This window comes from Kribbella sindirgiensis, assembly GCF_004331435.1.
GTDB classification, from domain to species: Bacteria; Actinomycetota; Actinomycetes; order Propionibacteriales; family Kribbellaceae; genus Kribbella; species Kribbella sindirgiensis.
The window spans coordinates 490,562-504,246 of the sequence record NZ_SJKA01000003.1 but is presented as its reverse complement, the minus strand read 5'-3'; the positions used below and the strand labels follow the sequence as shown (position 1 = coordinate 504,246).

Annotated in this window: 13 protein-coding genes; 4 read left to right on the top strand and 9 right to left on the bottom strand. The window is 69.3% G+C overall.

All coding sequences use genetic code 11. The annotated features are described in order from the left end of the window. Window positions 1-3 precede the first annotated feature (3 nt). On the top strand, window positions 4-486 hold the full coding sequence (locus E0H50_RS10920) for a (2Fe-2S)-binding protein (RefSeq protein WP_131286641.1): 483 nt from the start codon (window positions 4-6) through the stop codon (window positions 484-486). Then, window positions 479-1,597 carry an XdhC family protein gene (locus E0H50_RS10915; protein WP_131286640.1) on the top strand — a complete coding sequence of 373 codons (1,119 nt, stop codon included), beginning with the start codon at window positions 479-481 and terminating at the stop codon, window positions 1,595-1,597. Before E0H50_RS10920 ends, E0H50_RS10915 begins: the two co-directional genes overlap by 8 nt. Here E0H50_RS10915 and E0H50_RS10910 read toward each other — a convergent pair. From E0H50_RS10910 to rarD, 5 genes are all read right to left on the bottom strand, one after another. Further along, the gene (locus E0H50_RS10910; RefSeq protein ID WP_131286638.1) at window positions 1,584-2,855 is read right to left on the bottom strand and encodes a cytochrome b; all 1,272 of its coding nucleotides are present in this window, start codon (window positions 2,853-2,855) and stop codon (window positions 1,584-1,586) included. The genes E0H50_RS10915 and E0H50_RS10910 overlap by 14 nt on opposite strands. A gap of 67 nt (window positions 2,856-2,922) precedes the next feature. Beyond that, on the bottom strand, window positions 2,923-3,378 hold the full coding sequence (locus tag E0H50_RS10905) for a cupin domain-containing protein (RefSeq protein ID WP_131286636.1): 456 nt from the start codon (window positions 3,376-3,378) through the stop codon (window positions 2,923-2,925). 99 nt (window positions 3,379-3,477) lie between these two features. After that, entirely contained in the window at window positions 3,478-3,963 is a 486-nt protein-coding gene (locus E0H50_RS10900; RefSeq protein WP_131286634.1) for an RrF2 family transcriptional regulator, read from the bottom strand. A 111-nt stretch (window positions 3,964-4,074) separates the two neighbouring features. Continuing rightward, window positions 4,075-6,129 (bottom strand): PhoX family protein, encoded by a 2,055-nt coding sequence (locus E0H50_RS10895; RefSeq protein ID WP_238150888.1) that lies wholly within the window; start codon window positions 6,127-6,129, stop codon window positions 4,075-4,077. A gap of 99 nt (window positions 6,130-6,228) precedes the next feature. Further along, a complete protein-coding gene (gene rarD, locus E0H50_RS10890; RefSeq protein WP_131286630.1) occupies window positions 6,229-7,146 on the bottom strand; it encodes an EamA family transporter RarD in 918 nt (305 codons plus the stop codon). 122 nt (window positions 7,147-7,268) lie between these two features. Here rarD and E0H50_RS10885 point away from each other — a divergent pair, with 122 nt between their 5' ends. Then, window positions 7,269-7,868: a hypothetical protein gene (locus E0H50_RS10885; protein ID WP_131286629.1), complete on the top strand. Its 600-nt coding sequence runs from the start codon at window positions 7,269-7,271 to the stop codon at window positions 7,866-7,868. A 63-nt stretch (window positions 7,869-7,931) separates the two neighbouring features. Further along, a complete protein-coding gene (locus E0H50_RS10880) occupies window positions 7,932-8,684 on the top strand; it encodes a sugar phosphate isomerase/epimerase family protein (protein WP_131286627.1) in 753 nt (250 codons plus the stop codon). A gap of 3 nt (window positions 8,685-8,687) precedes the next feature. Here the strand turns inward: E0H50_RS10880 and E0H50_RS10875 are convergent, their stop codons facing one another. The 4 genes from E0H50_RS10875 to E0H50_RS10860 all read right to left on the bottom strand — a co-directional run bounded on the left by E0H50_RS10875 (window position 8,688) and on the right by E0H50_RS10860 (window position 13,585). After that, window positions 8,688-10,118: a hypothetical protein gene (locus E0H50_RS10875; protein WP_131286625.1), complete on the bottom strand. Its 1,431-nt coding sequence runs from the start codon at window positions 10,116-10,118 to the stop codon at window positions 8,688-8,690. Further along, window positions 10,115-10,663: a SigE family RNA polymerase sigma factor gene (locus E0H50_RS10870; protein WP_337590371.1), complete on the bottom strand. Its 549-nt coding sequence runs from the start codon at window positions 10,661-10,663 to the stop codon at window positions 10,115-10,117. Before E0H50_RS10870 ends, E0H50_RS10875 begins: the two co-directional genes overlap by 4 nt. Window positions 10,664-11,064: 401 nt before the next feature. Beyond that, complete coding sequence (locus E0H50_RS10865) at window positions 11,065-12,930, bottom strand: HAD-IB family phosphatase (RefSeq protein ID WP_131286623.1); 1,866 nt, start codon at window positions 12,928-12,930, stop codon at window positions 11,065-11,067. Between the two features lie 4 nt (window positions 12,931-12,934). Further along, the gene (locus E0H50_RS10860; RefSeq protein WP_131286621.1) at window positions 12,935-13,585 is read right to left on the bottom strand and encodes a hypothetical protein; all 651 of its coding nucleotides are present in this window, start codon (window positions 13,583-13,585) and stop codon (window positions 12,935-12,937) included. Window positions 13,586-13,685: the final 100 nt, after the last annotated feature.

Genomic DNA, 13,685 nt, shown 5'->3' with positions numbered 1-13,685 from the left:
CCCATGCCTACGCACACTTTCAAGCTCAACGGCAAGCAGATCAGCGTCGAGGCCGAGGACAACGTCCGGTTGCTGTGGGTTCTCCGGGACCTGCTCGGCGTCACCGGCCCGAAGTACGGGTGCGCTCTGGAGGTGTGCAAGTCGTGCACCTCGCACATCAACGGCAAGGCGTTCAACCCCTGTTCGGTGCAGGTCAAGGACATCGCGCCGGGGGACGAGGTCACCACGATCGAAGGGCTGCCGGCGACGGTCGGCAAGGACCTGCATCCGATGCAGGAGGCGTGGCTGAAGTACGACGTCGCGCAGTGCGGGTACTGCCAGCCCGGCCAGATCATGGCCGCCGTCGCGAAGGTCAAGCAGGCGCAGAAGGAGGGCCGCGACATCACCGACGCGGACCTCGACGAGCTGCGCAACATCTGCCGCTGCGGCACGTACTCGCGGATTCGCGAAGCGGTCAAGGCGGGCGCGGAGGACATGGGTGCGTGACGTCCTCCAGCAGGTCCGCCCCTGGTCCGGAGAGCGGTTCGCACTCGCCACGGTGATCGACACGTTCCGCTCGGCTCCTCGGCAGCCCGGCGCGACGATGGCGGTGTCGGGCGCCGGCGTGGCGGTCGGCAGCGTGTCCGGCGGGTGCGTCGAGGCCGATGTCTACGCGGTGGCCGAAGAGGTCATTCGGACCGGGGTCCCGGTGGTACGGCGGTACGGGATCTCCGACGACGACGTGTTCGCGATCGGGCTCACGTGCGGCGGCCTGCTCGACGTACTGGTGGAGCCGGTGGACCAGGCGTCGTACGCGGAATTCGACGCGGTCGCGGACGCGATCGAGTCGGGTCGGCCGGTGGCGGTGGCGACCGTGGTCACGGCGGGCGAGCGCCTTGGCCGACGGCTCGTCATCGGCACCTCGGCCACCGGCAGCCTGGGGGATGCCGGTCTGGACGCTGCGGTGGTCGAGGACGCGCTGGCGATGCTCGACAGCGGTTCCACCACGATCCGCGAGTACGGCGTCCACGGGGAATGCGGCCGCACCGACGTCGCGGTGTTCGTGCAGGCGTTCACCCCGCCGCCGCGGATGTTCGTGTTCGGGGCGATCGACTTCGCGGCCGCTGTCGCGCGGGTCGGGAAGTTCCTCGGCTATCACGTGACGGTGTGCGACGCCCGCGGCGTGTTCGCCACCCGGGCGCGGTTCCCCGAGGCGGACGAGGTCGTGGTCGACTGGCCGCATCGCTTCCTGGCCGGTGCACTCGACCAGGTCGATCGCCGTACGGCCCTGTGCGTGCTGACCCACGACCCGAAGTTCGACGTACCGCTGCTGCAACTGGCCTTGCGGACCGACGCCGGGTACATCGGTGCGATGGGCTCGCGGCGTACCCACGACGATCGCCTGGCCCGCTTGCGGTCCGCGGGTGTGACCGAGGACGAACTGGCCCGCCTGACCTCGCCGACCGGCTTGGACCTCGGCGCCCGGACACCGGAGGAGACGGCGATCTCGATCGCGGCCGAGATCATCGCGACCCGCAACGTAGCCAGCGCCCGCCCACTGTCCACGACCACGGGTCGCATCCACAGTGAGGCGGGCCGGCTCGTCAGTGCGACATGAGCTGACGCACGGACGGGCGGTGGTCCTCGACGTACCCGCCGTCGGGGCGCCGGACGATCCGGCCGGTCTCGATACCGTGCGTCGCGATCTCCGTGTCGCGTTGCTGCAGCCCCAGGCAGATCCGGCGGGTGATGACCAGGGCCGCGGGCGGGCCCAGGATCAAGAGGATCTGGAACACCCGCAGCAGCGTGTTGAACGAGAGATGGAACTGTACGGCGATCGTGTCGGCGCCGGCCGCCGCCCACAGGACGCCGTAGAAGACGATGCCCGCGACGCCGATGCCGGTCCGGAGCGGGGCGAGGCCCGGCATCCGTTCCTCGATGAACGGGTAGACCGCGACGAGTACGAGGAACAGCGTGCAGATCGCGACCGGCAACAGGACGGCGAGGCTGATCGTCCTTCCCCACCAGACGACTTCCCATCCGGGTGCGAGCCGGAGCGAGCCGTCCAGGAAGGCGAGGTACCAGGCCGGGCCGACACCGGCCGACGTGTCCGCTGGGTCGGCCGGGCCGTACAGCCAGACCGGGTTGATCGTCGCCGTCGCGGTCATCACGAACGAGACGCCGACCACGAAGCAGAACAGGCCCGCCCGCTTGATGACGGCCACGGTCGCCGCGTGTCCTACGACGCGTTCTTCAGGCTTCCGCCGCAGCGCGATGAACAGTCCGATGAGTACGACGGGCAGGACGGCGATGTGCAGCGGGTAGAACCGCGAGATCACGTCGCCGGGGAAATCGCCTCCGAACAGCAGCGACGACAGCGACGAGCCGACGAACGGCGTGGCCTGTAGGACACCGTCGAGTACGGCGAGACTCGTCCCCGACGCCATGTCGTCCGGGAGCGAGGTTCCGGTGAGGGCGGCGCCGAGCGTGATGACCAGCAGACCGAAGACCACCAGCCAGTTGAGGCGTCGCGGCCGACGGAAGGCGCCGGTGAAGAACAGTTGCAGCAGGTGCAGCGTGATCGCCGCCACCATGACCAGCGTGGCCCAGTGGTGAACCTGGCGGATCAGCAACCCGCCACGGGTCTCGAAGGTGATCGCCAGTGTCGAATCGAGCGCCCGCGACATCTCCGTCCCGCGCAACGGACCGTACGGCCCGTCGTACACGACCTGCTCTGTCGACGGTTTGTAGTCCAGCATCAGGACCACGCCGCTGAACAGGAGCACAACGAAGCTGTAGAAGGCGATCTGGCCGAACAACAACGACCAGTGGTTGGGAAAAACTCTCGCTCGCAGGCTGCTCGTCCGGTTCCGCATGCGCGACCTCCCTCGGTCACCCATACGACACCGCAGCGAGCGAGAGTGTGACGTCCCGTGTCGCAAATCACTGCCGACGGTTCTGCCAGGTTGGGCTTTCGACGTAGTGGTTGTCGTAGAGGTCGCTGGTCCTGGCGACCTCGGACCAGTCCGTTTCGCCGCGGTAGGCGCCTTCCAGGAGGCGGTAGTAGCCGAAGCGGGGCTTGGCCTGGGTGAGGACGAACAGGACCTCGGCCGGCTCGTCGCCGGCGGCCTCGAAGGCGTGGGCTGTGTTGGGTGGAACGTGGAGGAAGTCGCCCTGGTGGAGCTCGACGAGCTTCTCGCCGGTCAGGACGCGGAGGGCACCGCTCAGGACGAAGAACAGTTCGGCGGCCTCGCGGTGCAGGTGCGGGGGAGCGCCTTCTTTGCCGGGCCGGAAGATCGAGCGGTGGCTGGTCAGGTGCCCGTCGGTGTCGGGCACGTCGGCCAGCAATGTGACACCGCTCGCGGACAGGGTTTCGGCTTCGGTGGCTCGGACGAGCATTGGATCTCCTTGGCTGGGATGGACGCCCACGCAGGCAGAAGTGCCGCTTTCGGACCGCAAATGGCCGATTTCGGTGGGTTGTGCGTGCGTAGGGATCCGCTATGACGACTTGAGGTTGGCGAAGCGGTTGCGGGTGTTGTCGGGGGCGCTCGGGTACTGCCGGACGACCTCGGCGGCGATGTCCGCGATCGAGCGGTTCGCCAGCTCGCGGCGGTAGGTCAGCTCGGCGCCGCGCATCGCCTGCGAGATCACGCAGATCTTGGTGTAGTCGGCGCGCGCGTCGGCACCCGGACCCTCCTTGAGGATCTCCATGCAGCGGAACGCGTCGTCCGGCCCGTCGATCGCGACGACGATGTCGAGCAGGCTGATGTCGCGCGGGTCGCGGGCCAGCTGGAAGCCGCCCTTCGGACCCGAGACCGAGGTGAGGATGCCGGCCCGGGTGAGCGCCTGGAGCTGCTTGTTCAGGTACGCCGTGGGCAGGTTGTAGAAGGCCGCGAGCCGCTTGGCGGTGACCGCCTCGCCGGGCGCCCAGCTGAGGTTCACACAGCTGTGCATCGCCCACTCGACGCCTTCGTTCATCTTCATAACCTGGATACTAAATGTCCTGAATATACGCCGTCAAGAAGCACTTTGGGCACTCACCAACCGTTTTCGCGAGCGCGAAACGGTTGGCGGGTGCCCAAAGTGGGGGTCAGATCAGCTGCCGACGCGGCCGCCGTCGCGGCGCCAGACGCAGGCGATCGCGGGGCGCGGGAACTTGTCGGTGTGCGGCCAGGTCGAGGTGGGCTTCTCGAAGGTCGCGGCGTCCGTCTCGCCCGGGTGCTGGACGGCGACGAACGCGGTCTTGTCGTCGTCGGACACCAGCGGCCCGCACGCCTCGGCGGCGAACGGCACGGACAGGAACTGCTTGACCTGACCGCGGTTCGGGCCCGCGACCGGGACGGTGAAGATGCCGTCGTTCGAGCCGAGCACGTTGCCGTCGGTGGAGATCCACAGGTTGCCGGAGCCGTCGAACGCGACGTTGTCCGGGCAGGAGATCGGGCTGACCTTCGACTTGTCGAAGCCGCCGAAGTACGTCTCCTGCGCGGCCGGGTCGCCGCAGACCAGGAACAGGGTCCAGAAGAAGCCCGTCTTGGCCGCGTCGTCACCCTCCTCGCTGAGCTCGAGGATGTACCCGTTGCGGTTGCCGGCCTTCTCGATCAGCGGCCCGCCCAGCGTCTCCCGCACGTGCGAGACCGCGAGCGGGTTCGCCTCGTCGACCGGGAAGCTGCCGCCGCGCTTGTCGTTGTTCGTCAGCGCCGCGTAGATCCGGCCGTTGACCGGGTTCCGCTCGACGTCCTCGGGGCGGTCCATCCGGGTCGCGCCGACCTTGTCCGCGGCCGACCGGGTGTTGATCAGTACGTCGGCGACCGACATCCCGTCGATGAAGGACTTCTTGTCCGTGGTCAGCGGGATCCACTGGCCGGTCCCGTCGTACAGGCCGTCCGTGGTGCCGTCGCCGGTGAACTTCGCGACGTACAGGGTGCCTTCGTCCAGCAGGCCGAAGTTCGCCTTCCGGTTCTTCGGGTCGTACTTCCCGGCGGAGACGAACTTGTAGATGTACTCGCCCTTCTCGTCGTCGCCGAGGTACACCGCGATCCGCCCGTCGGCGGTGATCGTGGTGGTGGCGCCCTCGTGCTTGAGCCGGGCGAGCATGGTGCGCTTCTTCGGCGTCGACCGCGGGTCGTACGGGTCGACCTCGACGATCCAGCCGGCCCGGTAGGCCTCCGTCGGCGTCTTGGACAGGTCGAACCGCGGGTCGACGGTACTCCACTGCCGCGCGGACTTCGTCACGGTCGTGGGTACGCCGTACCGCTTGAAGCTGTCCACGTGCTCGGCGGGGACGGAGCCGGTCACGTCGAAGTAGCCGTTGAAGTTCTCCTCGCCGGACAGGATCGTGCCCCACGGGGTGACGCCGCCGGCGCAGTTGCCGAAGGTGCCGTAGGCAACCTTCCCGACGCGGGCGTCCGCCGCCGCCGGCCCGGTCACCTCGAACTTGGTGGACGCGGTGATCCGGCGGTTGTAGCGCGACAGCTGCTTGTCGCGGCGCCACTCACCCTTGCGGCCGACGCGCTCGATCTGGACGACGGACATGCCGTGCGCGGCCATCCCGATCTTCGCGATCTCGGCGGCCGAGTACTTGCCGGTCGGGAACATCAGGTTCTCGTCGGTGTACTCGTGGTTGCAGACCAGCAGCGCGACCCGGTCGTCGCGCAGCGGCACGATCATCGTGTAGTCGTTGTTGTACCCGAACTGCCGCGCCTGCGCCTCGGCGGACTGCTTGTACGGGTCGAACTTCGGCGCGCCCGGCAGCACCGGGTCGCCCCAGCCGATGATCACGGCCTGGTCGTACCCGTGCGGTACGACGATGTCGTCCTGGCGGTTCGGCGGTACGACGCTGTGCGTCAGCTCACCGCGGTGCGGGAAGCCCGGGAAGGAGCCGTTGCCGGATCCGTGGCTCACCTGGTCCGCGATGGCCGGCGCGTTCACCGCGAGGGTGGCGACACCGGCGGCGCCGACACCGGCCGCGCCGATCGCGAGCACCTTGCGGCGGCTGAACGCGGAACGCATCACGGTCTGGATGTGCTCGTTGCCGGACGTGTTCGGCTCGGGGTGGTCGCACTGGTTGGCGCACTTGTACTCGCAGGTGCGCAGGGAGCGGGACCCGTGGCGGGTGCCGATCTGACTGATCAGCGGCAGAAACTTGGTCACGATCAGCGACCCTAGGGAAGCTGAGAGCCTTCTCCGTGAAGGTCAGGTGAACGTCACGCGGCTTAGGTTGACCTAAGAAAGCGAAGCGCGGTCGAACAATCACACTGCGGAAGCAGTGACCGCGGTCCGTTCGAGGGCGACGTTGCGGCGCCGGGTGTGCATGCTGTCGAAGGTGAACAGCGCCAGCGCGACCCACACCAGGCCGAAACCGAGCCAGCGCATCGGTGTCATCCGCTCGTGGAAGATCACCAGACCGCAGACGAACTGCATGATCGGCGCGATGTAGTTCAGCAGCCCGAGCGTCGTCATCGAGACCCGCGTCGCCGCGGCCCCGAAGAGCAGCAGCGGTACGGCGGTGATCGGCCCGGTCAGCAGCACCAGCACGAGGTACGCCGTACCGTGGTGCGTGACCGTCGTGTCGCCGTGCAGTCCGAGCGCGATGATCCCCGCGATCGCGAAGGGCACGACCGTGCCGGACTCGATCGCCATGCCCTCGATCGCGCCCGCGCCGGCCTTCTTCTTCGCCAGCCCGTAGAACCCGAACGAGAACGTCAGGATGATCGCCACCCACGGCGGCCGCCCGTTCTCGACGGTCAGCCCGGCGACGGCCACGAAGGCGATCCCGAGCGCGGTCCACTGCACCGGCCGGAGCCGTTCCTTGAGGACGAAGACGCCGAGCAGGACCGTGAACAGCGGCGTGATGAAGTACCCGAGCGAGGTCTCCACGACGTGACCGTTGTTGACGGCCCAGATGTAGGTGCCCCAGTTCGCCGAGATCAGGAACGCCGCCGCGATCAACGGCCACCGCCGCCGCGGTTCCGCGAGCAGCGCCTTCACGCCGGTGAACTTCCGCAGTACGGCGACCAGGATCACGATCGTGACCAGCGACCAGAGCACGCGGTGCGCCAGCAGTTCGAGTGCCCCGGACTGGTCGAGAAGTTTCCAGTACAGCGGGAACAGACCCCAGATCAGGTAGGCGGCGAACCCGTAGGTGAATCCTTGTCGCTGTTCCGGCACCCCGTCAGCCTAATCCTCCGACAGCCGCATACAACTCCTTTGCTCATGACGTGAGACGGCGGCCGCAACCCCCTGCGTCGCTAGGCTGTGCGCGCCCCCTCCACCGACCTAGGAGTCACCGAATGTCGCGCGACCGGCTGATCAACGACCTGACCGAGCAGATCGCGCGTACGGCGATCAGATCGGCCAACCTCTCGGCGGAGGACCGGATGCTGGCCGGGACCCGCGTCCAGCGCGCCATCGCGGTGGAGGCCACCGGGGCGCACCACGACGTGGCGTGGGCGGCGGTGGGCGACCAGGACGATCCCCGCGCGGAGAATTTCGCCGCCTACACCGCGACCAACGACCGGCCGCACGTCGCGCAGGATCGGGCGCGGCCGGAAGGGGCTGCGGCGCGCGACCTGGCGGCGGAGCTGCTGGCCGCGGACACCCGGACGAACACCATGGACGAGCGGACGACCGAGTACGCGAAGGACTACATCGCGCACGCGGTGATCTTCGCTGCTGAGGCGGAGGCGAAGAAGCTGCCCAGCGGCCCCTCCCAGGCACCCGCTGCCTCCAAGGGCGCTGCTCTTGCCGCTGGGAGCGCTGGGGGCGCCGCGGCAGGCGGTGCGGAGGCTACTCCGGTTGGTCCGGTCCTGCCGACGGAGGTGGATTCCATCTTCAACGCGGCTGCGGCGGCAAGGCGTATGCAGCCAAGGCCTGGACCGTCCATCGGCTGACTGGCGAGGTGAGACCCCTGGTGTGATGCGGTTGGATGGAGGGGTGAACACCAGGAGGCGCGCGTGGGTGTGAGGACCGGTCTGGTCTCGGTGACGTTCCGGCAGCTGCCGGTCGACCAGGTGGTGGAGGTGGCGGCGAAGTCCGGGCTCGCGGCGATCGAATGGGGCGGCGACGTGCACGTCCCGCTCGGCAACCTGGTCAACGCCAAGCGCGTGCGGAACCTGACCGAGGTACACGGCCTGCAGGTCGCGGCGTACGGCTCGTACCTGCGGGCCGGCAGCGTGGACCGCGAGGAGATGCGCTCCGCGGTCGCCACCGCCGAAGCCCTCGGCGCGCGCCGGATCCGGGTCTGGGCCGGCAACGTCGGTACGGCGGACGCGGGCGTCGGTGACCGGATGGCCGTGACCCGTGGACTGGGCGAACTCGCCGACATGGCCGCCGGGGCGGGGATCGAGATCGCGATGGAGTTCCACCGCAACACGCTCACCGACGAGGTCGACTCCACGATCACACTGCTGCTCGACGTCGGCGCCCCGAACCTCACGACGTACTGGCAGCCGCCGGTCGATCTCGACGACGCGGCGTGCCTGCAGCAGCTCGAGGCGCTGATGCCGTGGCTGAGCACCGTGCACGTGTTCTCGTGGTGGCCGTCCAACAACCGGCTGCCGCTGGCCGCCCGGGAGTCGCTGTGGCGGCCGGTCCTCGACCGTCTCGCCGCCGAACCCCGCGAGATCAACGCCCTCCTGGAGTTCGTCGCCGACGACTCACCCGAGCAGCTCGCGAAGGACGCCGCCGACCTGCACAGCTGGGTCTAGGTCCTAGTCCGGTAGGTAGATCGCCAGGATCAGCGTTCCCTTGGTGGGCTTGCCCTCGGCGACCGTCAGGGTGGCGCGCTCGGTCGGCGCGGCGCCGTGGGCGTCCCAGCCGATGCCCATGCCGCCCGCATCCGGTGCGAGACCCACGCTCGCCTCGGTCTTGCCGACCGTGAGGCTGGCCCGGAACCCGCCACCCGTGCCGAGCGGTGAACCTCCGTAGGCGACGACGTACGGCTGATCCGCCGGAGTGTCGGTCGAGATGCTCCGGTCCGGTCCCGGCGCGGTCTTCACTTCGGCGAGCCGGTAGCGGTACCCCGCCACCTCGGTCTGCTCCGGAAGTTCCATCCCGTCGATGACGCGCTGCGGTCCCTCGAAGTAGACGCCCATACCCAGCAGGGCGTCCGGCGGCAGATCGGGGAGGACGAGTTTCGGGCTCGTCGGCACGACCTTCGCGACCACGTCGACGCGTTGCCCGGCCGGTACCGGCGAGGCGATCGTGAGACCGCCGCCTGCCGCGGCGTCGGTCGAGTTCGCCTCGCAGGTGGCCTTGAACGGCTGCCCGGGTCCGACGCGCATCTCCACGGTGTACGGCGGGTCGTCGTAGGTCCTCGCGTTCGCCGTACAGAACGGCCGCAGGGCGAGCCTGGCTCCGGTTGCGGTGAAGCTGAACCGCACGTCGAGGCGTCCCGGGTCGGCGACCCTCGCGGCGGCCAAGGTGTTGCCGCCGACCGTCTTGCGGTAGACGACACCGTCCTTTTGATAGGCGCCCGCGTCGACCGGGGCGAGCCGTGCCGGCGCGCCGTTGCTGCTCGGCGGGTCCGGCGGCGTGGAGTAGATGCCGAACCAGACCCGGCCGCCCGTTCCGGCCGGTCGGCCGGACTCCAGGTCGATCAGCTCGGCGGAGACCTGGGCCGGCTTGCCGACCGGAGAGGCCAGCCAGAAGGCCGAGTCCGGGGTGAGCGTGGCACCGCTGTCCATGGCCCACGCTTGCGGGCCGGTGTCGCAGGTCGCGTCGCCGACGTACCAGCCGTTGATGCGGAAGCGGACCGCAGACATGCCGGGGGCGGTCTCACAGTTGGCGTGGAAGGTGATCGAGTTCGTGGTCGGGGTCCACGCGAACGTCAGCTTGTTCTGGCCGTGGTCGCCGATCCATGCCTTGAGCAACTTGTCGCTGCCGACCGTGCCGGGAACCGTGAGCCCGTCCCGGGTGTAGTCCTCGGGCGGGTTGTCGGCCGGTGGCACCGGGCGAGTGGTGGGGACGAGGGTGGCTGCGACGGCTGCGAGTACGGCCACTACGCCCAGCGCGGTGAAGGTACGGCGCTGCTTGGTGCGGCGGATCTTCTGCTGCACGCCGGGTCGCAGGTCACCCGTGTGCTGGTCGGCGTCGGCGGCGCGGGTCGCGAGCTCGTCGCGCAGGTCCTGGAGGTTCATCACGGGGTCTCCAGATCTGCTGGGGTGGTGGCAAGGGAAGGGTCGAGGCGGAGCTTGGCGAGGGCCTTCGCGGTCTGGCTCTTGACGGTGCCGACGGTGCTGCCCATCAGCCGGGCGGTCTCCACCTCGGTGAGGTCTTCGTAGAAGCGCAGTACGACGACCGCGCGCTGCCGGCGGGGGAGCCGGCCGATGGCGTCCCAGAGGTCGAGTCCGTCGTCGCCGTCCGCGGTCGGGGCCTCGGGCAGTTCCTCGGTCGGGATCTCCCCGTTCCAGCGGCGGCGCCACCAGGAGGAGTACGTCGTGACCAGGATCCGCCGGACGTACGGCTCCGGGTTGTCCTCCTGGATCCGGGACCAGTGGAACCACGCCTTCGCCAGCGCGGTCTGGACCAGGTCCTCGGCCAGCGCATGGTCGCGGGTCAGCAGGTAGGCGGTCCGCAGCAGGGCCCGCGAGCGCGCGGCGACGAACCCGTCGAAGGTCGCCACGCCATCAGGGCCGTCGTGCACCGCGGTCACCCCCGTCGCCAAGACGCCGTCATCGATGCTCACATCCTGCTGGACCGGCTGGCCGTCGCAGAAGGTTGCCTCGCCGTTCCGAACCGGCGGCGGGACTGGGAACAAGCTATTTCGGCTCGTGTGACAGATGTGAGTGGTTGGTTGGCGCAGCCCTGGGCGGCTGAGTGTGCGTTCTCGACAATACGTGTCGAGTGGATGGGTAGTGCACCTGAGCGTGATCGCGCCCGCGCGTACGGCGTCCCACCGGCGCTCTACCTGCCGAGCCGCCCCGGCACCCCGCCAATTCCCGTGCCTGCTCGGGGCTCCCCAAACCGGTTTGGGGAGCCCGGCACCCCGAAAACGGCAGGTGATCGTCCCCAAACCGGTTTGTGGGAGCCTTGCGGCACCCAGGGGGAGAGTGGTGGGTGGGGGGCAGGTGTGGATGTCGCCGGTGATCAGGTGGTGCGCTCGGAGGCGCCGCGGCGCGTGGCGGCTGGGGTGGCGAGGCGGTCGGGTGGTGACAGGTGTACGACGCGGTTCAGTTGGCCCATGTCGCGGAGGATCGTGTGGGACGCCGCGGCCGCCGCCGTACCGGGCTGATAGCCGGCGGCGAACCCGACTGCCTCGAACATGTCCACGTCGTTGCTGCCGTCCCCGACCGCGACCGTGCGTTCGCGCGGGATCCCGAGCTCCTCGTTCCACCCGCGGATCGCGGTGACCTTCCCGGGGCCGTCGATCAGACCGCTGACCTCCCCGGTCAGGACGCCGTTCTCGATCCCGAGCTTCCCGGCCGCGTACCGCTCGACGCCGAGCCGCTCCGCGAGCGGTCCGACGACCGCGTCGAACCCGCCGCTCGCGATCGCGACCTCGTGGCCCGCGGCCTTCAGTTCGCGAATCAGCTGCTCGGCGCCTTCGCTCAGCTCGACAGTCTCCGCCACCTGGCGGACCAGTGCCTCGTCGACGCCGCGCAGTACGGCGATCTTGGCGCGGATCGACGTCTCGTAGTCCGGGGCGTGGACCGCCTGGACCTCCGGCAGCCGCCCGGCCAACTCGGCCAGCGTGTCCAGGGTGTCGTGCTTGCTCAGGGTCTTGTCGACATCGAACACGAACAGGTGCCGCTGCATCGGAACCATCGGCGCCGTCGGCGCCATCGGCACTGTCGCCTGCCGCGGGTCCGGCGTCCGGCTCTCCGGCGCCAGCGCACGGTCCATCGTCGAGGCGACCTCGTTCCGCAGCGACGGCAGCCATTGCCCGCGCGCCGGGTCCCAGACGCCGTTCGACGGATCGGCGGCACCATCCAGGAAAGTGCTGATGGTTTCCGTCATTTCCTTGAACTCCGGGTAGTCCTGGAGCTGCGGGATCCGCGCCCGTAGCTGCCGGAACCCCTGGTCCCAAAGGATTTCGGTCTCGTCGTCGCGGGCCGGTGCCTGCCCGTAGAAGCGGTACGGCTGCGGCGGCCCGCTGCGGCCGGCCTCGCGCCAATGCCAGTTCTCCGCGAGCGCTTTCCGGAGTTTCTCGCCGTCCACCGGACAGGTCCGCGCGATGTAGTACAGATCGGCGATGTCCTTGAACCGCGGCGCGGCGATGCCGTCGCCGACGCCCGGCTGCAGGGCGAGGGCCGCCATCTTGTCCGCCGCGAGGTCCGCCACCGGACGCAGCAGCGGCGTGATCGGCTTGAGCCCGGGGAGCCGGACGCCGACGATCGACCGCCGGGCCCGTTCGGGTTCGCTGGACCGCTGGATCATGGTCGGCAGCTTCACGTCGACCTCGATCGTGAAGGCGTCCCCGTCGCGCCGCAGGCCGAGCGGTCCGCGGCTGTCGTCGACCGGCTGTACGTCGATGGTGAAGACGGCGTGCCCGCGGCCGGCGATCTCGACGTTGCGGGTCGTGTAGCGGACCAGCCCGCCGAGGCCCTCGCCGCCGTCGAGCGGGTTCTGGCGCATCGGTGCGGCCGCGAGGACGGACTCACGGACGCGGGCCAGGTACTCGTCGTCCGACAGTTGCTCGTCCGCGTCGTAGTAGACGTCGAGGTCGTTGGCGGTGCGCGCCATCGCGTAGACCGGGTCGATCCCGGACTCGCTGTCGGTGGTCCCGGACCAGGACTCGGCGTACGCCGGAAGCGGATTGGAGCCGGTGTTCTTCCAGGCGTCGCCGTCCCGGTTCAGCTGGGAGAGGAAGTCACCGACGATCAGCTGCCGCTTGGCGCGGTCGACCGGAAATCTCGGGCTGCTGATCTGCTGCAGATGCCCGATCAGCCGGGCCCAGCGCGGGAAGGCACCGCGAAACTGGTCACGGTCCAGGTGACCCTCGTACCCGGGCATGCCGTTACCCCTTCGCGGCGGCGTCGAGTGCGGAGCCGAGCCAGGTGGGACCGTCGTACGCCGGCTCGTGGTGGGCGAACTGCTCTGTCAGCTCGGCGCCGAGCTCGTCGGCGGTCGTCCAGCCCTGGCTGATGAAGGACCGGGCCAGGCGGCCGAGGTCGGACAGGTCGAGGCCCTGGCCGTCGGCGAGGTCGGCCAGTGTGCGGGCCGGCCCGGTGACCGGGAGACCTTCGACCACGCGGCACTGGTCTTCCTTGACCGAGCGCGGGTGCACGACGACGCCCTCGGGCAGTGCGGTGCGTGCTCGGCCGGAGAACTCGATCTCGTCGCCGCCGACGGTTCCCGCGCCGTACAGCCGAGCAGCGGATCGGTGCGACACGACCAGGGCGGTCAACGACCGTTCCCACGCGGGGACGGCCTCGGCCAGCAGCCAGGTCGCGTACAGGGTCGGGTGCGGATGACTTGCGCCGGCCCGCACCCGCAGTACGCCGTCGACGACCGGCTCGACGATCTCGGCGTCCTGCAGTTGCGCCAGGACCTGTTCGGTCACCTCGCCACGCAATTGCGCGATCGCGACCAGACCGTGCTGGCCGTCGGCCAGTGCGCAGATCCGCGCGAACGCGTCGAGCACGCGGGGGCGTGCGAAGCCCTTCATGGGTCTCATCATTCAGGGCGTGCGGTTCAGGAAGGTGAACGGGAGATGACGGAAAGTTTCATCAAGTACTGGCCAAGAGGCGGAAAATGACGGAATGCTG